Origin of the sequence: Curtobacterium sp. MCBD17_021 (assembly GCF_003234525.1) — a bacterium.
In the GTDB taxonomy this organism is placed as follows: domain Bacteria; phylum Actinomycetota; class Actinomycetes; order Actinomycetales; family Microbacteriaceae; genus Curtobacterium.
On the sequence record NZ_QKTS01000001.1, the window covers coordinates 300,958 to 322,309 of the forward strand.

Consider the following 21,352-nt stretch of genomic DNA (forward strand, 5'->3'; position numbering starts at 1 on the left):
CCCGACGTCGCGGCGTACGGTACTGGTCACCGGCGGATGCGCGAGCGTCCACCGGGGAACTGTCCGTCGTCGGAAGGAGCTCGTATGGCTGGGATCGAAGACATCAAGAACGCCGCTGAGAAGGCGGCCGGCAAGGCCAAGGAAGGCTTCGGCAACGCCACCGACAACGACCGCCTGAAGACCGAGGGTCAGACCGACCAGGGCAAGGCCTCGGCCAAGCAGGGCGTCACAGACGTGAAGGACGCTGCACACGGCGTCGCCGACTCCTTCAAGAACGACAAGTAACGAAGCCGGTCTCGTACCGCGCTGCGAAGCCCCCGGATCCGATCGGATCCGGGGGCTTCGTCGTGCGCGGGACGCGAGGTCAGTGCAGGGCGCCCACCGAGGCGAGGCCGGCCCGGAGCAGGGCACCCCGACCGCCCTCCATCTCGTCCGCGACGGCGTCGGACGCCGCCTCCATCGGGCTCATCCAGGTCAGCTCGAGGGCGTCCTGGCGCGGCTCGCACGTGCCCGTCACCGGGACAACGTAGGCGAGCGAGATCGCGTGCTGCCGTTCGTCGGTGAACACCGAGGCGCCGGGCAGCGGGAAGTACTCGGCGACGGTGAAGGGGTTCGGGCTCGCCGGCAGCTGCGGGAACGCCATCGGACCGAGGTCCTTCTCGAGGTGGCGGAACAGCGCGGTGCGGATCGACTCGCCGTACATCACCCGGCCGGACACGAGCGTCCGCGCGATCGACCCGCTCGGGGACACGCGCAGCAGCACGCCGACCTCCGTCACGACTCCGAGGCCGTCGGTGCGCACCGGGACCGCCTCGACGTAGGCGATGGGCATGCGACGGCGGACGGTCGCGAGTTCCTCGTCCGACAGCCAGCCGGAGCCGAAGTCGGGATCGGGGTCGGGGGTACGGAGCGATGCCATGCACCGTTCCTACCAGGCCAGGCGGCGAGTGCGGTGCCGGAGGAGCACGGCGGTGCACGGATAGCGTTGTCCACATGGTGGATGCAGACGTCGTGCAGTGGACCCGGTCGGCAGCGGACCGCGTCGGGACCCCGCTCCTCGTCGCCCTGCACGGGGTCGGGTCGCACGAGCACGACCTGCTCGGGCTGGCGCCGGCGCTGCCCGCGACGTGGACCGTGGCAGCGCTCCGGGCGCCGGACCCGTGGGGTCCCGGCTTCAGCTGGTACCCGCTCGAGGCGCCCGGGTCGGCCGACCCCGCCGCCGTCGAGGCGTCCGCGGCCGCGGTGCTCGCCTGGATCGACGCGGTCGCGGCCGACCACCCGCGGATCGGTCTGCTCGGCTTCTCGCAGGGCGGGTCGATGGCCCTGCAGCTCCTCCGTGCCCGACCGGAGGCGTTCGCGTTCGCCGTCTCGCTCTCCGGCTTCGTGGTCCCCGGCGTCGACGACGGCCGTGACGACCGGTTGGCCGCCGTCCGGCCGCGGGTGTTCCTCGGGCACGGGGACGCCGACACGGTCATCCCCGCCGAGGCCACCGCCAGGACGAGCGTGTGGGCGGCCGCACACACCCGGCTGACCGACCGGAGCTACCCCGGCCTGCCGCACGCGGTCGCCGCGGCGGAGCTCGCGGACGTCGCGGCGTTCATCGGCGACTGAACGGGGGACGGACGGTCAGTCCGCCAGGATCTGCAGGAGGTCCCGGCGCAGTTGGTCGACCTTGGCGGTGGCGGCGGTGAGCTGCTCCTCCGTGGCGGTGGTCCGGTACATGTGCAGCACGCCCATCGCCTTCCGGAGGGACTCGACGAACGCCCGCTGCGAGTCGGGGACGCCGGGCGTGGACTCCCACGCGGCGGCGATCTCGTCGGCCTTCGCCTCGACCTCGGCGCGGCCGGCGTCGGTGAGTTCGAAGAGCGTCTTGCGACCGTCGCCCGTCGAGACGACGAGCTCTTCGTCGACGAGCTGCTGGAGGGTCGGGTAGACCGAACCGGGGCTCGGCTTCCAGGCACCGCCGGTGCGCTCGGCGATGGTCTTGATGACGGCGTACCCGTTCTGCGGGCCCTCGCCGAGGAGGCCGAGGACGGCGAGCCGGACGTCGCCGCGACGGCGGCGCTCGCGACCCGGGCCGAAGCCGCCGCCGAAGCCCGGGCCGAAGCCGGGTCCGCCGAACCCCGGGCCGCCGAAGCCGCGACCGCCACGGCCGGCGTGGTCGTGGTCACGGCCGGGGAACCCGACGCCGTGGTGCTGGCGGGCGCCGCCGAAGCGGAGCCCGCGGGGACCGCGACCGAAGGGGCCGCGGTGGGATGTGGTGCTGGTGTGGTCGTCCATGGAGTGCATGACGACTCCTTTCGTGGAGGATGATCCGCGACCGCACTAGTACCGGTCGCGATGCAGTAACGATAGATCGGTACTGTTCGTCCTGTCAAGCACGCGTCCCCGATCAGGACGCTGTCGGTGGTCGGGAGCAGGATGGAGCGGACCATGACGGACGTCTTCGAGCGCTTCTCCCCCGCCACCGCTGCGTGGTTCCGGGGTGCCTTCCGCGAACCGACGGCAGCGCAGGCCGGGGCGTGGGATGCGATCTCCACCGGGCAGCACGCGCTCGTGATCGCCCCGACCGGTTCCGGCAAGACCCTCGCCTCGTTCCTGTGGTCGATCGACCGCCTCATCGCCTCGACCGACACCCCGCCGGCGAAGCAGCGGACCCGGGTGCTCTACGTGTCCCCGCTGAAGGCCCTCGGCGTCGACGTCGAACGCAACCTCCGGAGCCCGCTCGTCGGCATCACGCAGACCGCCAAGCGGATGGGCCTGGAACCCCCGGACGTCACGGTCGGGGTCCGGAGCGGTGACACCCCGTCAGCCGACCGGCAGCGGCTCCTGCGGCTCCCGCCGGACATCCTCATCACGACGCCCGAGTCGCTCTACCTCATGCTCACGTCGAAGGCCCGCGAAACGCTCGTCAACGTCGACACGGTCATCGTCGACGAGGTGCACGCGGTGGCCTCCTCGAAGCGCGGCGCCCACCTCGCCGTGTCGCTCGAGCGCCTCGACGACCTGCTCGAGAAGCCCGTGCAGCGCATCGGCCTGTCCGCCACCGTGCGTCCGGCGGAGGAGGTCGCCCGGTTCCTCGGCGGTCGCGCCCCCGTGCAGATCATCGCGCCGCCCGCGCAGAAGACCTTCGACCTGCGCGTGGTCGTCCCCGTCGACGACATGACCGAGCTCGGCGCCCCACCGGTCGGTGCAGACGCGACCTCCAGTCCGACCAACGGATCGATCTGGCCGCACGTCGAGGAGTCCGTGGTCGACCTCATCGAGCAGCACCGGTCGACGATCGTCTTCGCCAACTCCCGCCGACTCGCCGAACGCCTGACCGCCCGACTCAACGAGATCCACGAGGAACGGGCGCTCGCGACGACGGAGGTGGCCGAGCCCGTGGCAGCCGGCGTCGGCGCAGCGGCGGTGGCGCAGTCCCCGGGCCGGGCGTCGGCGCACGCGCCGGTGGCCCAGCCGAAGCGACCCCCGGCGCAGCTCGTCGGCGGGTCCGGACAGACCGAGGGCGGCGGCTCGGACCCGAGCGTGCCGGTGCTCGCCCGCGCCCACCACGGCTCGGTGTCCAAGGACCAGCGCGCGATCATCGAGGACGACCTGAAGTCCGGGCGGCTGCGCTGCGTGGTCGCCACCAGCTCGCTCGAACTCGGCATCGACATGGGCGAGGTCGACCTCGTCATCCAGGTCGAGGCACCGCCGTCGGTCGCGAGCGGGCTGCAGCGCGTCGGCCGTGCCGGGCACCAGGTCGGCGAGGTCTCCCGCGGCGTGCTGTTCCCGAAGCACCGGGCGGACCTCGTCAACAGCGCCGTCACCGTCGAGCGGATGGTCAGCGGGCAGATCGAGTCGATCTCGGTCCCCGCGAACCCGCTCGACGTCCTCGCGCAGCACACCGTCGCCGCGGGCGCGGTCGACACGATCGACGTCGAGCACTGGTTCGACCTGGTCCGACGCAGCGCACCGTTCAGCGGCCTGCCCCGCTCGGCGTTCGACGCGACGCTCGACCTGGTCACCGGGCGGTACCCGAGCGACGAGTTCGCCGAGCTGCGACCGCGCCTGGTCTGGGATCGCGTGCACGGCACCCTGACCGGTCGTCCCGGTGCCCAGCGACTCGCCGTCACGAGCGGCGGGACGATCCCCGACCGCGGGATGTTCGGCGTCTTCATGGTCGGGGAGCGGGCCTCCCGCGTCGGCGAACTCGACGAGGAGATGGTCTACGAGTCCCGCGTGGGCGACGTCTTCGCGCTCGGGGCCACGAGCTGGCGGATCGAGGAGATCACCCACGACCGTGTCCTGGTCAGTCCGGCGTTCGGGCAGCCCGGCCGCGTGCCGTTCTGGAAGGGCGACGGCCTGGGCCGTCCGGCGGAGCTCGGCCGCGCGACGGGCGCCTTCGTGCGCGAGGTCGAGTCCGCCTCGGACGAGGACGCCCGCGCGCGGGTGGCGGGCGTCGGACTCGACGACCGCGCGGTGACGAACCTCATCACCTTCCTCCGCGACCAGCGCGCCGCCACCGGCCACGTGCCGAGCGACACGACGCTCGTCGTCGAGCGCTTCCGCGACGAACTCGGCGACTGGCGCCTCATCCTGCACTCCCCGTACGGCATGACCGTGCACGCCCCGTGGGCCCTCGCGGTCGCGGCCCGCCTGCGGGAGCGGCACGGGATCGACGGCGGTGCGATGGCCGCCGACGACGGCATCGTGGTGCGGATCCCGGAGACCGACGCCGAGCCTCCCGGGGCCGACCTGTTCGTCTTCGACCGCGACGACCTCGAGGCGATCGTCACCGACGAGGTCGGCGGGTCCGCGCTGTTCGCCGCCCGGTTCCGCGAGTGCGCCGCCCGGGCGCTCCTGCTTCCCCGCCGTGACCCCGGCCGCCGCTCGCCGCTCTGGCAGCAGCGTCAGCGGGCGTCCCAGCTGCTCGAGGTCGCCCAGAAGTACCCGACGTTCCCGATCCTGCTCGAGACCGTGCGCGAGGTCCTGCAGGACGTGTACGACGTCCCGTCCCTGCTCGGGATCGCGGACGAGATCGCCCGGCGGCGCATCCGACTCGTCGAGAGCGAGACCGAGCAGCCGTCGCCGTTCGCCCGGACGCTCCTGTTCGGCTACGTCGCCGCCTTCATGTACGAGGGCGACTCACCGCTCGCCGAACGTCGGGCCGCAGCCCTGTCGCTCGACTCGACACTGCTCAGCGAGCTGCTCGGTCGTGCGGAGCTGCGCGAACTCCTCGACCCCGCGGTCATCGCGGGCGTCGAGCGCGACCTGCAGCGGTTCTCCCCGGACCGCCGGGCGCGGGACGTCGAGGGCATGGTCGACGTCCTGCGACTCGTCGGCGCGCTCGACCTCGACGAACTCCTCGACCGCAGCTGGCTGGCGGACGCCACCGACCGGGCCGAGGCGGGCGCCACCCTGCGCACGGCACTCGAGGGGCTCGAGCGCGACCGCCGCGTCCTCGCCTTCTCGCACGCCGGCGCCACCCGGTGGGCCGTCATCGAGGACGCCTCCCGGCTCCGCGACGCGCTGGGCGTCCCGCTGCCGATCGGCGTCCCGACCGCGTTCGTCGAACCCGTCGCGGACCCGCTCGGGGACCTCGTCGGCCGGTACGCCCGCAGTCACGGGCCGTTCAGCCTGCAGGAGGCGGCCGGTCGACTCGGGCTCGGCGTGGCGGTCGTGCAGGACACGCTGCGTCGCCTGGTCGCCGACCGACGGCTGGTCGAGGGCGAGTTCCGCCCCGACCGGCAGGGCGCGGAGTGGTGCGACTCCGAGGTGCTCCGACGCATCCGCACGAAGTCGCTCGCGGCGCTCCGGCACGAGGTCGAGCCGGTGTCCCCGGACACGCTCGCCCGGTTCATGCCGGCGTGGCAGCACGTCCGCGTCCCCGGCACCCGCGGCGGGCTGCGCGGGATCGACGGCGTGCTGCAGGTCGTCGACCAGCTCGCAGGTGTCGCCCTGCCCGCCAGCTCGTGGGAGTCCCTCGTGCTGCCGGCCCGGGTGTCCGACTACGCCCCGAGCATGCTCGACGAGCTGACCGCCACGGGCGAGGTCCTCTGGTCCGGCGGCGGCACCCTGCCCGGCAGCGACGGCTGGGTGCGCCTGCACCTCGCCGACACCGCGGCGACGACCCTGGCCGAAGCCGCCGGGGACGAGACGACCGAGCTGCAGCGGGACGTGCTCGGTGCCCTGGCCGGCGGCGGCGCCTACTTCTTCCGCCAGCTCGGCCAGGCCGTCGGGAGCACCGACGACAAGGCGTTGACGACCGCCCTCTGGGACCTCGTCTGGGCCGGACAGATCACGAACGACACCTTCGCCCCGCTCCGGGCGATGCTCGGCGGCAAGGCGCGGACCTCCAGCGCTCCCCGCACCCGGGCGTACCGCGGACGGCGACGCCCGACGCTGCCGACCCAGTCCGGACCGCCGGACGTCGGCGGACGCTGGTCGCTCCTGCCGCTCGCCGAACCCGACGCGACCGTCCGGGCCGCGGCGACCGCCGAGCTCCTGCTCGAGCGCTACGGCGTCGTCACCCGCGGGGCCGTGCAGGTCGAGGGCGTCCGGGGCGGCTTCGCCGGCGTGTACCGGGTGCTCGCGAAGTTCGAGGAGTCGGGCCGTGCCCGACGCGGGTACTTCGTCGAGGGGCTCGGCGCGGCGCAGTTCGCCACCGGGCCGACCGTCGACCGGCTCCGCACGTACGCGAAGGACCTGGACGACGAAGAGCGCGCCGACCCGGACCGCGTGCGGGAGGCGCTCACGCTCGCCGCCACCGACCCGGCCAACCCCTACGGGGCGGCGCTGCCGTGGCCGCACGACGCGGCTGACGAGGACACCGACGGCTCGACCGGCACCGAGGCCGTGGGCACGTCCGCGTTGACGACCACCGCCCCGGCGACGAAGACCGGACGGGGGCACCGACCCGGCCGCAAGGCGGGCGCGCTCGTCGTGCTCGTCGACGGCCAGCTCGCCGTCTACGTCGAACGCGGTGGCAAGAGCGTGCTGACCTTCACCGAGGACCCGGCCGACCTGGCGGCAGCGGCGGCGTCGATCGCGGCCACGGTGCGGACCGGACTCGGCAAGCTCTCGGTGGAGCGGGTCGACGGCGAGTTCGTCCTCGAGTCGGCGCTCGGCACGGCGCTCCGGACCGCGGGCTTCACCGCCACCCCGCAGGGACTGCGGCTCCGCGCATGAGGCCGATCGTGCCTGAGGTCGATCGTGCCTGAGGGCGACACCGTCTTCCGGGCGGCGGCTCGCCTGCACGCCGCACTCGCCGGGAAGGTCCTGACCCGCAGCGACTTCCGCGTGCCCGCGTTCGCCACGCTCGACCTGGTCGGTCGGACGGTGGACGAGGTCGTGCCGCGGGGCAAGCACCTGCTGCACCGGATCGGCGACCTCACCGTGCACTCGCACCTCAAGATGGAGGGCCGGTGGGACGTCTACCGCCCCGGTGAGCGCTGGCGGCGTCCCGCGTTCCAGGCCCGCGTGGTGCTCGACGCGGCGGACGTCTCGACCGTCGGGTTCACGCTCGGCGTCCTCGAGGTGGTCCCCCGCGACCAGGAGTCCACCGTCGTCGGACACCTCGGCCCGGACCTGCTCGGCCCGGACTGGGACGCCGACCGCGCACTCGTGAACCTCACCGCCGACCCGGATCGTCCGGTCGGCCTCGCCCTCCTCGACCAGCGGGTGATGGCGGGCCTCGGGAACGTCTACCGCAACGAGCTCTGCTTCCTGCGGGGCGTGCTGCCCACGCGCCCCGTCGGCGAGGTGCGCGACCCGGCGCGGATGGTGACGATGGCCTCCCGGCTCATCGTCGCCAACCGCGACCGGAGCAACCGCGTGACCACGGGCGTCGACCGACCGGGGCAGCGGTTCTGGGTCTACAACCGGGCCGGCAAGCCGTGCCTGCGCTGCGGCACGCGCGTGCGGTCGGGCGACCTCGGCGAGTCGGACCTCACACTGCGGGACACCTACTGGTGCCCGCGCTGCCAGACCTGACTCAGTGGTCGACGGCCTCGACGATGCAGCTCTGGACCTGCTTGGCGGCCTTCGACGTCTCGGAGAACGCGGACGGCGCCGCGGTGGCCGACCCCTGCTCGTCGGCGACGACGTCCTCGGCCACCTTGTTCACCGGGAACACCATGCCGTCGAAGTCCTCGGCGGTCGGGTCCTCCTCGGTGCCCCAGATGCCGACCTCGTCGTCGTTCGGGTCGTCGCTCGTGTTCGGGGCGACCGAGACGCCGAGGTACCAGCCCTCGTCGCTCTGGGTGACGCTGACGACGTCGGTGCCGTCGTGCGGACCGACGGCCTCGTCGAGGACGTCGACGGCGGCGCTCGAGGCGACCCCGCACGGCGCGCTGTTGCGCTGACCGGGGTCGGAGCGCGTCGCGGACTCCTCGGAGCCCGGGACCTTCCCGACCGGGTTGCCGTTCTGGGCACCGGCGTTGGAGCAGCCGCCGAGCAGCAGGCCGACGGTGGCGAGGCCGACGAGGGTGGCGGTTGTCTTCGCGCGCAAGGTGGTCATGGTCCCGACGCTAGGCCGCCGGAGGTGTGCCGGAGCCCAGGAGCGCGTCCCCCGACCACGCTCCCGGTCCGGCGTCCGCTACCCGCGCGCCATGATCCAGGCGAGCAGGTAGGACCGGGTGTTGCCGGTGTCGATGTCCTCCGCCGGCAGGTCCCGTGCCGCGTCGAGGGCGGCCTCCGCCTCGGCTCCGGACGCGAGCGCCCGGTACATGAGCAGGTAGTCCCCGAACTGCACGGCGTAGTCGCCCTCCGGCACGGCCTCCCGGAGCACCTTCGCGATCTGTTCCTCACCACCGGCGGCCACGTAGTCCGCGGCGACGGCGGGCATCGGGATGAGCTCGATGCCCGCCGGAGCCGCCGGGTCCGCGCTGAACCACGTGGCGTGGTCCCGCTTGCCGCCCCAGTTCAGCGAGACGACGGTGTGCTCGAAGCCCGGGAACGCCCGCAGGTCCGGGTCGAGGACGTCCCGCTGCGCGGACACGGCCTCGTTCGCGAGCAGCCAGTCGCCGAGTTCCTCGGTGGCGCGGGAGCCGGAGACGGCGCCCCAGCGGGCGAGCCCGTTCCAGGCCGAGACCGCCTCGGAGGACGACTCCTGGTTGTTCCCGTCGGCGAACGGCGAGTACCCGGAGGCCCACGAGTGCTGCGCGTAGGGGTCGTACACGCGGAGCTCGGGGAAGGACTCCGTGGCCGCCGGGGACGCGATGTCCGCGGCGACCAGGTCGAGCACCGGCTTCCACTCCGCGACGAGGTCGTCCGAACCGTCCGCCACGATGGCCGCCGCGGACAGCAGGTACCCGTAGTGGAAGTGGTGGTCGTTGAACTCGTCCGAGCCGTACGACGGCGCCTGGCCGACGAGGCCCTTCACCGTGTCGTCGTACAGGAAGCACCGGGTGCCGCTGACGCCGCAGCCGTCCGGGTCGGTCCACTGGTCGATCTGGGTGACGAGCTGCTGCTGCAGCCCCGTGGCCACGTCGTCCAGGTCGAGCTGGGTGGCGAGCCGGTACAGGTTCGCGACGCGGTACAGGTCCTTGCCACCGCCGTAGCTGTCCGCGCCGAACGACGCCTCCGAGACGCCGCCCGCGTCCGCACGGACCTGGGCGACGAGCGTGTCGCGCTGCGACGACGTCAGGCCGGACAGGTCCAGCTCGTCATCGGCCGGGAGGCTCGGAGCCGAGAACCGGAGCACGTCACCGATGCAGACGGGTGCGTCGCCGGTGATCGTGGCGTAGTGCAGTCCGGTGCACCGCAGCCCGGTCGCGCCCTGGCCGGGCTGGGGGACGATGACCGTCTTCCCCGTCGCGGCCGTGCGGTAGCCGAGCGCCGTCCGCTGCACTCCGTCGCTCCCCGACTCGGTGGACGAACGGGCGAGCGTCACCTGCTGCAGCGGGGACGCCGCTGCGGCCGAGAGTGCCTGCACCTGCTTCGTGGTCGCGTCGTCGGGGACCGGGAAGAGCACCACCGAGCCGTCCGCCGCGAGACGGATCGACCTGCCGTCGACCTCCCCGCTCGTGACGACGCCCCAGGTCCGGCCGTCGGCGGCGATGGTGCCCGTCGTGGTGCCGTCGGGTCCGTCGCCCGTGCCGGTCACCGCTCCCGTGACGGTCACGGTCTGGGGACCCTCGGCGGTGTACGAGACGAGGGGCGACCCCTGCGCGAGCACCGTGCGTCCGAGGACGGTGGCACCCGCGCGGTGTTCGACGGTCACCGAGACCTGGTCGTACGCGGACACCAGGGTCCGGTCGGCGCCGAGGTCGAGCCCGACCTGCTGCACGGCGCCGCCGGCGATCGTCTTCTCGGTCGCGCTGACGACCGGCAGCCCGGCCGCGAAGCCGTCGTCGGTCACCTGCCACGAGATCGGGGTCGGGAAGACCGGCTGCGGGGCGTCGCCGTACACGAGGCCCGAGAACCACCGGTTCGTCGGTGGGACCAGTCCGTCGGCGAGGCGCATCGTGCCCGCCGTCGTCTCCGCGACCGAGCCGAGTGCGGTGACGGCGCGCTGCTGGGCTGCACCGTCCACGGTGGGTGACGCGGTCCCGGTGGCGCGGTCCGCGCCTCCCGTCCCGGTCTCGGTCCCGGTGCAGGCGGTGAGCAACAGGGCGGACGCGGCCACGAGGGCGACGGCGCCGGCACGGAGCCGCACGCTCACAGCCCGATCTGCCGGAGGAAGTCGCGGAACCCGTCGGTCACGCCGGACAGCCGACCGTCGTCCCGGAGGTGCAGGGTCGCGTCCACCGGGGTGCCGGGGCTCGTGACGCCCGAGGACGGCGAGGCGGACAGCTCCGGGCTCTCCACCGACACGGTCGTCTTCGCCTGGCCGTCGGCGTCCGTGACGACGCTGACGTCCTCGACCGTGCCCTCGATCGACCGGTCGTTGGGCAGGAGCAGGTCGACCGTCGCACCGTCGGTGATCCGGCCGTAGTCGCGGGGGCTGACGAGGAACTCGGACGTCACGAACAGACTCTGCGCCTTGTGGATCGTGCCGAGTTCGGCACCCGCCTGCACGTAACCGCCGGCCTTGACGTCGAGCGTCGCGACGGTGCCGGAGACCTCCGCCTTGAACGTGATGAGTCCGTCGGACTCGATCTCGTAGGCGCTGGTCGTCGTGTTCGCTCCGACGACGCCCTTCCGGATGTCCTGCGCGAGCTGCAGGCTCTGGACCTGCATGAGCTCCTGCCCCTCGCGGACGGTGTCGCCCTCCTCGACGTACTCCTCGGTGACGGTGCCGCCGTAGTCGGTGCCGACGGCGTACTCCTGCGCGGTGATCGCGGCCGAGGTGCTCGCCACCGCACTCCGGCGCTGGTTGAAGACGAGCGTGCACGCCGCCACGAGGACGAGTACGAGCACGATGCCGCCGTACAGGCGGAGCCGGTTGGTCCAGGTCACGAAGCCACCTCCACGGGCGTCGGGGTGCCGGCGGCGGCGCTGGCGGTGATGACGTCGCGTGCGGACTGCAGCGCGTCGGGGCGGACCACCTGGGTCCGCAGGGCGGGCGCCGGCTCGAGGCCGACCGTGGCGAGCACGAACACCGGGGCGGTGTCGGCGTCGCGCTCCTCGCGGGCGGCACGGCGGCCCGCCGACTGCTCGCGGAACGCGGTGATGATGAAGGCGCCGAAGATGAGCGAGTTCGTGATGTTCCACGCCGTCGCCAGGGTCAGCTGTCCGTTCGACACGTCACGCCAGATCGCGACGACGCTCGTCAGGGACAGGAACACGAAGACGAGCACCTGGGGCACGATGAAGTTGAACGGCGACGGTGCCCGACCGCGTCCCGCTCCCGTCACGTGCCAGGCCTGCTCCTTCCCGCACAGGACGTTCCAGAGCGCTCGGGCGTAGATCGGGAACGAGACGGCGGCGAGCAGCAGCGTCTCGTAGCGGAACGACCCGAGGGCGTAGAAGGCCAGGACGACCTGCATGAGGTAGAAGCCGAGGTAGAACAGCACCCATTCACCGACGCCGATCGACATGTTCATCGGGCGGAGGTCGAAGAAGATCTCCAGCGGCGGGACGAGCAGCAGCAGCCCGGGGACGATGCCCGTCAGGTAGAAGCTCGCGGTCACGAAGTACTGCAGGCGCTGGTCCATCGTCAGCTTGCGCTTCGGGTTGAACGGGAAGTGCGTGAGCAGGATCTCGAACCCGCCGGTGGCCCAGCGGAGCTGCTGCTTGCTGAACGCCTCGATCGTCTCCGGGGCGTCGCCGACCGCGAGCGTCATCGGGATGAAGACCGACTTCCAGCCGCGCTCGTGCAGGTGCAGGCTCGTCCAGACGTCCTCGGACTTCGAGTCGGTGTGGATGCCGCCGACGTCGTCGATCGCCGCACGCCGGAAGATGACGTTCGTCCCCACGCAGAAGGCTGCGTTGAACCGGTTCCGCCCGGGCTGGATGAAGCGGTAGAACACCGTCTGCATGTAGCCGGCGCCGCGGGAGACGAGGTTGTGCAGGTTGCCGTAGGTCTGCGGGGTCTGCACGAACGCGATCGACCCGTCCGCGAAGAACGGCACGGTCTCGAACAGGAAGTCCTTGCCCGGCACGAAGTCGGCGTCGAAGACCGCGAAGTAGTCGCCCTTCGCCAGGGTCAGGGCGTGGTTGATGTTGCCCGCCTTCGCGCCGTTCGAGGACAGGCGCCGGACGTACCGGGCACCGAGGCGGTCGGCGAGCGCACGGACGTCGTCGCTCCGGCCGTCGTCGAGGACCCACGTCCGGTGCTCGCCGCGCATCGCGACCGCCGCGGCGACCGTGGCGGCGATCTTCGTCAGTTCCTCGCCGTACACGGTGATGAACACGTCGACGACGACCTGCTTGCCGCGGACGCGCATCGGCCAGAGGTGGCTGCGCTCGGCGAGCCCGTCGCGGTCGATCTGGTCGAGGTCGAACAGCGTGTCCTGGGTGTTGTGGAACGCGAAGTCGCGCGGGTCGGAGCCCCCGGACAGGATCGTCCACATCGACAGCAGGGACTGCCCGACGAGGACGCTCTCCGCGACGATGACGAGGCCGTACGGCAGGAAGTCGCCGCGGTTGGCGGGGTTGAGCAGGAACACCGCGTACGTGACGACGCCGAGCGTGGCCAGCAGCACGATGAGCACCATGACGGGGCTGTGGGCCCGGGTGTCGGCGCGGGTGCGGCGCGCGGGGGTCGCCTCGGCGCGGCCGCCGGGCTGCTCGGTCGAGCGGTCCGGCCGCTCGGCCGGCCGGCCGGTCCGACGCTCGGGGCGGCGGGCTGCGGCGTCGACGGCGCCGCTGCCGGAGAAGGACCGACGGCCGGGCCGGCGACGGGGGTCCCCGTCGGCCGGGACCTCGATCACGGTGCGGTCGTCGGGTTCGGTCGGGGGTGCAGAGGTCGTCCGGGGTCGCCGGACGTCCGTGGGTGCGGACATGCGCGTTCTCCTGTCGGGTGTCGGAGATGTCAGTCCGCCGTGCTCGCGGGGGCACGACGGATGACGGGTGTCGGCGACGGTGGCGACAGGACCCGGACGCAGTGGTCCGGCGCGGACGGAGGCTAGGGTTCCTCGTCCGTGGCACGGTGCTCGCCGTGGGTGCGGCGTGCACCGGAGGGGGCCCGCCCTCGGGAGGCGTGACCGTGTTCGGTGATGTCGGGTCGAGCTGCCGACGGCCCGCGCCGTCGGTGGTGCTGATCGTACGTCACCGGTCGGAGCCGGCATGTGACGATCGTGTGAACACACCCCCTGGGCGGGGGCCACGGGCGCGTCGTGGTGCTGGCCGTGCGTTCCGCGGACATCCGCCGCCACGGGCGCGTCACGGGCGCGTCATGGGTACGGGCGCACGGAGCGACGCCGACCCGGCCGTCACGCCCGAGCGGGGTGCAGCCGCTCCGCCGCGACCGCCCGGACGGCCTCGGTGACGCGTTCGAGCAGCGGGGACGCCAGGTTCCAGCGCTGCCACCAGAGCGCCACGTCCGCCCGCCGGCCGGGCGTCAGCTCGACGAGTGCGCCCGACCGGAGGGCGTCGAGGCATTGCGCCTCGGGCAGGAGGCCCCATCCGAACCCGAGCCCGACGGCGCGGGCGAAGTCCGCGGAGTTCGGGACGAAGTGCCGGGGGCCGCGGGGAGCGTGCCCGAGCACCCGCCGGAGGAACCCCTGCTGGAGGTCGTCGTCACGGTCGTAGTCCACGAGCGGCACCCGGTCGAGACGGGCCGTCATGCGCCGCTCGGTGTCGGCGTCGGCGAGGTAGCGGGTGACGAACGCCGGCGACGCCACGGCCCGGTACCGGTCGACGCCGAGCGGCACCGACGAGCAGCCCTGCACGGGCTCCGACTCGGCCGTGACCGCTGCCATCACCGTGCCGGCGCGGAGGAGCTCCGCGGTGCGGTCCTGGTCCTCGCGGTGCAGGTCGAACACCACCTCGGTGTCGCGGCGGACCAGGGCGAGGGCGTCGAGGAACCAGGTCGCGAGCGAGTCCGCGTTGACGGCGAGCGGGATCGAGGGCGTCCGCCCGGGCACCGTCGCGTCGGCGACGTCGAGTGCCCGCGAGGTCTCCTCGTCCAGCAGTCGCACCTGGCGCGCGTGCCGGAGCACGACCTCGCCGTCCCGCGTCGGGCTGATCGGTGTGGTCCGCTGCAGCAGGACACGTCCGACGAGCTGCTCCATGGCCTTCACCCGCTGCGACACCGCCGACGGGGTGATCGCGAGCTCGCGCGCCGCGGCTTCGAAGGTGCCGGCATCGACCGCGGCGAGGAGGGTCTCGAGGTGGTCGCGCTGGAGGTGCACCATGAGCGCAGCTTACGGCCGACCAGGAACGTGAGCTGGCCTGGTGGCGGGGTCCGGTCGTACGGTTCCCCTGTGACCGCACTCCTCCCCGTCCTCTCCGGCCTCGGGACCGGTCTGGCCCTCATCGTGGCGATCGGGGTGCAGAACACCTACCTGCTCCGGCTCGCGGTCAGCGCACGCCTCGGCGTGGTCGCCGTGGCGGTCGGCGTCTGCGCCCTGTCGGACGCGGCCCTCATCGTCGCCGGGGTGCTCGGCGTCGGCGCGGTCGTCGAGCGGGTGCCCGCTGCGCTGCTCGTCATCCGGTTCGTCGGGGCCGCGTTCCTGATCACGTACGGGGTGCTCGCGGCCCGGCGGGCGCTGCGGCCGTCCGGGGACGCCATCCGCCTGGACGACCGCGCAGCGGAGGACGGCGTCCCCGTCGCGGCCGCGGTGGACGCGGACGGGAGCGGGACCACCGACGCGGTGTCGGGGCACACCCTGGAGGCCGCACCTGCGTCGCGGGGCCGCCCCGCGCCTCCCGGCCGGGTCGACTCCGGACTGGTCGGCGCCGGCCCGGTCGGTTCCAGACTGGTCGACTCCGGGCCGGTCCGCTCCGGGCCAGGCGGACCGACGATGCGCGCCGCGGTCCTGACGATGCTCGTCTTCACGTGGGCGAACCCGCACGTCTACCTGGACACGCTGGTGTTCCTCGGGTCCGTCGCGAACCAGCAGGGGCCGGACGACCGCTGGTGGTGGACCGTCGGCGCCGTGGCCGCGAGCTGCCTGTGGTTCGGCGCGCTCGGCTTCGGCGGGCGGCTGTTGCGGCTGCTGTTCGCGAAGCCGGTGACCTGGCGGGTGTTCGACGCCCTGGTCGCGGTGGTGATGCTGGCCTTCGGGCTGACGCTGCTCCTCGGCGCCTGACGGGCCGTCGACGCCGAGGAGGCGGTCAGCGGGACTGCTGGCGCAGGTCCTGGCCGACCCGGCTGTTGCGGCGGCTGTAGCCGAAGTAGATCGCGAACCCGATGGCGAGCCAGACGACGAAGCGGAGCCACGTCTCGACCTCGAGGTTGAGCATCAGCCAGAAGCACAGCACGGCGGACAGGATCGGGATGACGGGCGACCACGGCACGCGGAACGCACGCGGCGCGTCGGGGCGGGACTTGCGGAGCACGATGATGCCGATCGACACGAGGACGAAGGCGGAGAGCGTCCCGATGTTGATCATGCCCTCGAGGTTCTCGACCGGCGTGAACCCGGCGAGGAACGCCACGATGACGCCCGCGACGACCTGCACGCGGACCGGGGTCTGCGTCTTCGGGTTCGTCACCGAGAACCAGCGCGGCAGGAGGCCGTCGCGGCTCATGGAGAAGACGATGCGGGACAACCCGAGCAGCAGCACCATGACCACCGTGGTGAGTCCGATGAGCGAGCCGATCGCGATGATGCCGGCGGCCCACGGCAGGCCGACGAGGTCGAAGGCCGAGGCGAGTGACGGTGCCTCCTCCTGGGCGAGCTGCTGGTAGGAGACCATGCCGGTGATGACGATGCTGACGCCCACGTAGAGGAGCGTGACGATGCCCAGGCCGATGAAGATGCCGCGCGGCAGCGTCTTCTGCGGGTTCTCGGTCTCCTCGGCACTGGTCGCGACGACGTCGAAGCCGATGAACGCGAAGAACACCAGGGACGCGGCGGCGAGCAAGCCGAAGACGCCGTACTGCGCGGGCTCGGACCCGGTGGCGAAGGACACCAGCGACTGGGTCCAGACGCTGCCCTCGGCGCCCTTGGCCGGCTCGGCCTCGGGGATGAACGGCGTGAAGTTCGCGGCCTTGACGAAGAAGGCGCCGACGACGATGACGAACAGGACGATCGCGACCTTGATGATCGTGATCACCGCGGAGACCCGGCTCGACAGGCGGGTGCCGAAGGCCAGCAGTGCGGTGAAGACACCGACGATGAGCACCGGCCCCCAGGTGAAGCCGATCGGGCCGACCGCGATGGTGCTCGGCAGTGTGATGCCGAAGACGTCGAACGCGGTGCTGAGGTAGATGCCCCAGTACTTCGCGATCACGGCGCTGGCCGTCAGGGTCTCGAGGATGAGGTCCCACCCGACGATCCACGCGAGCAGCTCGCCCATCGTGGCGTAGGTGAACGTGTACGCGGAGCCGGCGACCGGGATCGTCGAGGCGAACTCGGCGTAGCACATGATCGCGAGGCCACACGTGACCGCGGCGAGGATGAACGAGATGATGACGCCGGGGCCGGCGAAGTTCGCGGCGGCGTTCGCCCCGACCGAGAAGATGCCGGCACCGACCGCGACGGCGATCCCCATCGCGGCGATGTCGAACGTCTTCAGGGAGCGCTTGAGGGAGCGCCCCTTCTCGTCGGCGTCGGCGAGCGACGCCTCGATGGACTTGGTGCGGAGGGCCATGGGACGTTCCCGTCATCGGAGCAGGCGGACCCGGGAAGGGTAGTGGTATACCGCTTGCTGCCGCAAATGGGAGTCACCCCGTCACACTGTGCGGGTCAGGCTTCGTGCCCTTCGGTGCGGGTCAGACCTCGTGCCCCTCGCGCCACCCGCGGAGGAAGCGGGCGCCGGCCTCGTCGTGGATGACGCCGTCGGGTGCGGTGAGGACGCGGTACGGCGTCTCGGGGACCCCGTCGGCCGGCCGGACGTCGACGTGCGCGACGCGGTGACCGTTCGCGTGCAGCCAGTCCGCCATCGCGTAGTCGCTCCGGGAGTCGCCGACCGTCCGCCACTCGAGCGGCAGGGCGCCGTCCGCGGCGAGGAGCTCGAGCGCCCGTTCGGCGCCGAGGTCCTTGCCGCTCCGGTCGGACTCGATGTCGGTCGAGATGATCGTCGGGTCGACACGCCAGTCCACTGCGCCGTGCTCGTCGGGTCGGACGTCGTCCAGTCGCCGCACGCCGAGTCCGCGACGCTCGAGCGCCGCCATCGCCTGGGCGTCGAACGACGGCTGCCGTGCCAGGTAGGCCGCGTTGTCGACCTCGACCAGCTGCTCGATCGACACCATCGCACGCTTCGTCTCGTCGAAGAACACCAGGTCGGCGTACTCGTCCCGGACCAGGTCCCGCATCTCGTCCGCGAAGTCCCGCGGCAGCGCCAGGTCGTCGGCGACGGTGAGTTCGCCCATGCCGTCCGGGAACTGCGGCCCGATGGAGCACCACACGGCGCCCTTCTCGCAGACGGCGTGCACGCGGCCGCCCGCTGCCAGTCCCCCGGCGAGGAGCGGCCCGACGACCTGCTCGCGGATGAAGGCGTCGCTCCGACCGGTGTTGAACACGACCGGGACGCCCTCCGCGGCGAGCGCGACGAGGTCCTCGATGATGCTCGGGATCGCGATGGTCCGCGAGAGCGGGCTGGCGATCGGGCCGTCGACGTCGAGCAGGAGTCCGAGGCGGGGTGCGTTCACCCGTCCATCCTGGCGCAGGTCAGTGCGGGTCGGGGCTGCGTTCGCCGAGCAGGAACGCGTCGACGGCGCCCCGGAGGACGGCGGGATCCGGCACGTGCCCCTGTCCTTCGAGGACCACGGACGTGGAGCCGGGCACGGTGTCGACCACCGCTCGGGCAGCGCCGCGCGCCCACACCGCCCCCGCGGTGCCGGCCGCGACGAGCACCGGGACGCCGATGGCGGCGAGCACCCGCTCGGGCACGACGAGTCCGCCGAGGACCCGGACGTCGCGGCCGAGCACGGCGGCGTCGGCGAGCAGCGCCTTCCAGAGCTTCGGTTTGAGGGGCACGGCGGAGACCTGCAGCATCGGCACGCCGAGCACCCGGGTCAGGTAGGCGCGGACCGCTGCCGCTCGGCGTCCGCCGGCGATCATCTCGTCGAGCCGGTCGGCGAACAGGACGTCGTCCGCGTGGGCGTCGACACTGGCGCGGTAGGGCGGCTCGTAGAGGACGACGCGCCCCGCGGGGACACCGGCGGCGACCGCGTGCAGGACCACGGCGGCACCCACGCAGATGCCGAGCAGGTCGACCGGTGCGCCGACGTCGGCGACGACCGCGGCGAGGTCCTCGACCTCGCGCTCGACCGACCACGGCCGGGTGTCACCGCTCTGGCCCCGCCCACGGCGGTCGTACGTCACGACCCGGTACCGGTCCGAGAACGTCGCCACGATCGCGTCGACGTACGGGGTGCCCCGATGGTCGAAGGCCCCGCCGACGAGGACGAGCGCTGGACCCGAACCGCTCGACGACACCGCGATCCGCGTGCCGTCCGGAGACAGCACCGATCGTTCGGCGGTGGTCGTCATGGCGTCCTCGTTCGGTCCCGACGGCGGGTGGGTCGTCCCCGGCCGAGCGGCACTGGTCGGTGCCACGCGCATCACGGGCGACGCTGATCACGGCCCTCGGTGGTCATGGGCCACGCCGTCGTCGCGAGTCTGACAGGCGGATCGTCCCGCGTCACCACCCGCGTCCTGGGGGAGCGCTCTGTGGACCCTGTGGACGGCCGCGCCGACGGCGACCGGTCAGACCAGCGCGTCGACGCTGACGGATTCCCGTTCGAGGAGTGCGCGCTTGACGTCGAGCCCCCACGCGAAGCCACCCAGGGAGCCGTCCGACCGGAGCACGCGGTGGCAGGGGATGAACAGCGCCGGGGCGTTCCGGGCGCAGACGCTCGCGGCGGCCCGTACGGCGTCCGGTCGACCCATCGCGCTCGCGAAGGCGGTGTAGGTCAGGGTCGTGCCGGCGGGCACGTCCCGCAGCCGCCGCCACCCTTCGGCGAAGAGGTCGGTTCCGACCTGGTGGACGGGCACCTGCATGACGTGGTCGGTCTCGCCCGCGTAGTAGGCGTCGACCGCGTCCGCCGCGGCGACGTGTCCGTCGAGGACCCGGGTGGGGCGGTGTCGCTCGGCGATCCGGGCGAGGACCCGCTCCGGGTCGGCGGTCCACCCCGAGGCGAGGACCCGACCTCGGTCGTCCTCGAGCACCGTGAACGGTCCGTCGGGGGTCGAGAGGGTGGCCAGGACGGCGTCGGTCATCGGGGTTCCTTCCCGGAGTTCGTGGAGGTCGCTGCGGTCCGGTCCATCGCGCGATCGATGATCGGCCGCCAGCAGTGCATCGTCAGGTAGCTGCGCCAGGGCGCCACCCGTTCCGACCATAGAGAGAGCTCGCGCGCCGTCCCGGGCAGTCCGAGCTCCTGTGCGCCGTTCCGTACCGCGAGGTCGCTGTGGAGGAAGAGATCGGGGTGGTGTCGGACCCGGAGCGCCACGTAGTCGGCGGTCCACGGCCCGATGCCCTTGACGGCGAGCAGCCCGGATCGCAGGTCGTCGAGGGACTGGCCGCCGTCGACGACGAGCGACCCGTCCACGAGGGCAGCCGCGACGCGCATGATCGTGTCCACCCGGGCGGCGGGGCCGCGGAGGACCTCGTGCCCGCGCTCTGCGATGACCGCGGCCCGCGGGAACAGGCGCGCGCCGGGCTCGTCGGGCCCGGACCCGTCCGGCCCGGACCCGTCCGGCACGAGTCCGTCCGGCACCGGCGCCCCGAGCGCCGCGACGAGCCGGGTCTGCGCCGTCCGGGCCGCGGCGACCGACACCTGCTGGCCGATGAGGGTGCGGAACACGACCTCGTGCGGGTCCACCGCGCCCGGCAGCCGCATGCCGGGGACCCGTTGGACGACGGGTGCGAGCTCGGGCACCGCGGCGAGTGCCGAGTCCACCGCCACCGGGTCGGCGTCGAGGTCGAAGAGCGCCCGGACCCGGGCCACGAGCGTCGGCAGGTCGGACAGGTCGGTCAGCCGCACGAGCAGGTCGAGGCCGGTGCGTCCACGGCCGTCCGTCCGGCGCCCCGCGCTCGACGCGGCCACGTCGGGGTCGGCGGCCGACGCGCGGAACCAAGCGGGGCCTCCCGGCAGGTCGAGCAGGCGCCCGTAGGACGCGACCCGTCCGGCGGCCGTGGTCCCGACCTGTTCGATGCCGGCGAGCGCGTGCAGCGCGTGCCACTCGAGCAGGCCCTGCGCGTCGAACGGCGGGCGCGCCGGCAGGTGCACGCGCAGCGCGCCGTCCGCGCTCGGGGCGGACCGACGACGGGCGCGGAGCTCGGTGGGGGTGAGTGCGAAGACCTCGCGGACGGTGTCGTTGAACTGGCGGATGCTCGTGAACCCCGCGGCGAAGGCGACGTCGGCGATGGACAGGTCGGAGGCGGTGAGCAGCGTGCGGGCCGTCTGCGCCCGGTGCGCGCTGCTGAGGGCCTTCGGTCCGGCGCCGAGCTCCTCGGTCATGATCCGGTTGAGCTGCCGCTCGGAGTACCCGACGCGGCTGGCGAGGCCGGGGACGCCCTCCCGGTCGACGACGCCGTCGACCACCAGGCGCATCGCCCGGCCGGCGACGTCCTCGCGCAGGTCCCACTCCGGGCTGCCGGGCGTCGCTTCGGGCAGGCAGCGACGGCAGGCACGGAACCCGGCCAGGTGCGCGGCGGCGCTCGTCCGGTAGAAGGTGACGCCGGTGGATCGTGGGGTCCGTGCCGGGCAGCTCGGCCGGCAGTAGATGCCGGTGGAGTGCACCGCGGTGACGAACTGTCCGTCGAACCGGGCGTCCCGTGACGCGGCGATGCGGTAGCGCTCGTCGTGCAGCGCCTCGGCTCCGGTCGTCGTCATGCGGTCAGCCTGGCACGGGCAGGTGACACCGGA

The 21,352-nt window shown here is 73.0% G+C and carries 17 protein-coding genes; 5 read left to right on the forward strand and 12 right to left on the reverse strand.

Annotated elements, in window-relative coordinates:
- The first annotated feature begins 84 nt into the window (after positions 1-84).
- Entirely contained in the window at positions 85-285 is a 201-nt protein-coding gene (locus DEI83_RS01445; RefSeq protein ID WP_111080019.1) for a CsbD family protein, read from the forward strand.
- 79 nt (positions 286-364) lie between these two features.
- On the opposite strand, the gene DEI83_RS01450 is transcribed toward DEI83_RS01445, so the two are convergent.
- Positions 365-919: an NUDIX hydrolase family protein gene (locus DEI83_RS01450; RefSeq protein WP_111080020.1), complete on the reverse strand. Its 555-nt coding sequence runs from the start codon at positions 917-919 to the stop codon at positions 365-367.
- 74 nt (positions 920-993) lie between these two features.
- Here DEI83_RS01450 and DEI83_RS01455 point away from each other — a divergent pair, with 74 nt between their 5' ends.
- Positions 994-1,611 carry an alpha/beta hydrolase gene (locus tag DEI83_RS01455; RefSeq protein WP_111080021.1) on the forward strand — a complete coding sequence of 206 codons (618 nt, stop codon included), beginning with the start codon at positions 994-996 and terminating at the stop codon, positions 1,609-1,611.
- A 15-nt stretch (positions 1,612-1,626) separates the two neighbouring features.
- Here DEI83_RS01455 and DEI83_RS01460 read toward each other — a convergent pair whose 3' ends face one another.
- A complete protein-coding gene (locus DEI83_RS01460) occupies positions 1,627-2,289 on the reverse strand; it encodes a PadR family transcriptional regulator (RefSeq protein ID WP_258371003.1) in 663 nt (220 codons plus the stop codon).
- Positions 2,290-2,433: 144 nt separating this feature from the next.
- On the opposite strand from DEI83_RS01460, the gene DEI83_RS01465 reads away from it, so the two are divergent.
- Both DEI83_RS01465 and DEI83_RS01470 read left to right on the forward strand, forming a co-directional pair.
- Positions 2,434-7,173 (forward strand): ATP-dependent helicase, encoded by a 4,740-nt coding sequence (locus DEI83_RS01465; protein WP_111080124.1) that lies wholly within the window; start codon positions 2,434-2,436, stop codon positions 7,171-7,173.
- Positions 7,174-7,197: 24 nt separating this feature from the next.
- Positions 7,198-7,977, forward strand: a complete 780-nt coding sequence (locus DEI83_RS01470; RefSeq protein ID WP_111080023.1) for a DNA-formamidopyrimidine glycosylase family protein — start codon at positions 7,198-7,200, stop codon at positions 7,975-7,977.
- A gap of 1 nt (position 7,978) precedes the next feature.
- Here the strand turns inward: DEI83_RS01470 and DEI83_RS01475 are convergent, their stop codons facing one another.
- From DEI83_RS01475 to DEI83_RS01495, 5 genes are all read right to left on the reverse strand, one after another.
- Entirely contained in the window at positions 7,979-8,503 is a 525-nt protein-coding gene (locus DEI83_RS01475) for a hypothetical protein (RefSeq protein ID WP_111080024.1), read from the reverse strand.
- Between the two features lie 78 nt (positions 8,504-8,581).
- Positions 8,582-10,648, reverse strand: a complete 2,067-nt coding sequence (locus DEI83_RS01480; protein ID WP_111080025.1) for a glycosyl hydrolase — start codon at positions 10,646-10,648, stop codon at positions 8,582-8,584.
- The gene (locus DEI83_RS01485; RefSeq protein WP_111080026.1) at positions 10,645-11,385 is read right to left on the reverse strand and encodes an HlyD family efflux transporter periplasmic adaptor subunit; all 741 of its coding nucleotides are present in this window, start codon (positions 11,383-11,385) and stop codon (positions 10,645-10,647) included. Before DEI83_RS01485 ends, DEI83_RS01480 begins: the two co-directional genes overlap by 4 nt.
- Positions 11,382-13,373, reverse strand: a complete 1,992-nt coding sequence (locus DEI83_RS01490) for a glycosyltransferase family 2 protein (RefSeq protein WP_111080027.1) — start codon at positions 13,371-13,373, stop codon at positions 11,382-11,384. The genes DEI83_RS01485 and DEI83_RS01490 overlap by 4 nt, the downstream gene beginning before the upstream one ends.
- Before the next feature lie 429 nt (positions 13,374-13,802).
- Positions 13,803-14,726 (reverse strand): LysR family transcriptional regulator ArgP, encoded by a 924-nt coding sequence (locus DEI83_RS01495; RefSeq protein WP_220036742.1) that lies wholly within the window; start codon positions 14,724-14,726, stop codon positions 13,803-13,805.
- Positions 14,727-14,795: 69 nt separating this feature from the next.
- Between DEI83_RS01495 and DEI83_RS01500 the strand changes: the two genes are divergently transcribed.
- Positions 14,796-15,623, forward strand: a complete 828-nt coding sequence (locus DEI83_RS01500; RefSeq protein WP_111080028.1) for a LysE/ArgO family amino acid transporter — start codon at positions 14,796-14,798, stop codon at positions 15,621-15,623.
- A 25-nt stretch (positions 15,624-15,648) separates the two neighbouring features.
- Here DEI83_RS01500 and DEI83_RS01505 read toward each other — a convergent pair whose 3' ends face one another.
- The 5 genes from DEI83_RS01505 to DEI83_RS01525 all read right to left on the reverse strand — a co-directional run bounded on the left by DEI83_RS01505 (position 15,649) and on the right by DEI83_RS01525 (position 21,319).
- Positions 15,649-17,130, reverse strand: a complete 1,482-nt coding sequence (locus DEI83_RS01505; protein ID WP_111080029.1) for an APC family permease — start codon at positions 17,128-17,130, stop codon at positions 15,649-15,651.
- Positions 17,131-17,251: 121 nt separating this feature from the next.
- Positions 17,252-18,130 carry a hypothetical protein gene (locus tag DEI83_RS01510; RefSeq protein WP_111080030.1) on the reverse strand — a complete coding sequence of 293 codons (879 nt, stop codon included), beginning with the start codon at positions 18,128-18,130 and terminating at the stop codon, positions 17,252-17,254.
- A gap of 19 nt (positions 18,131-18,149) precedes the next feature.
- Complete coding sequence (locus DEI83_RS01515) at positions 18,150-18,974, reverse strand: alpha/beta fold hydrolase (RefSeq protein WP_181431021.1); 825 nt, start codon at positions 18,972-18,974, stop codon at positions 18,150-18,152.
- A gap of 216 nt (positions 18,975-19,190) precedes the next feature.
- On the reverse strand, positions 19,191-19,703 hold the full coding sequence (locus DEI83_RS01520; protein ID WP_111080032.1) for a methylated-DNA--[protein]-cysteine S-methyltransferase: 513 nt from the start codon (positions 19,701-19,703) through the stop codon (positions 19,191-19,193).
- A complete protein-coding gene (locus tag DEI83_RS01525) occupies positions 19,700-21,319 on the reverse strand; it encodes a DNA-3-methyladenine glycosylase 2 family protein (RefSeq protein ID WP_111080033.1) in 1,620 nt (539 codons plus the stop codon). Before DEI83_RS01525 ends, DEI83_RS01520 begins: the two co-directional genes overlap by 4 nt.
- Positions 21,320-21,352: the final 33 nt, after the last annotated feature.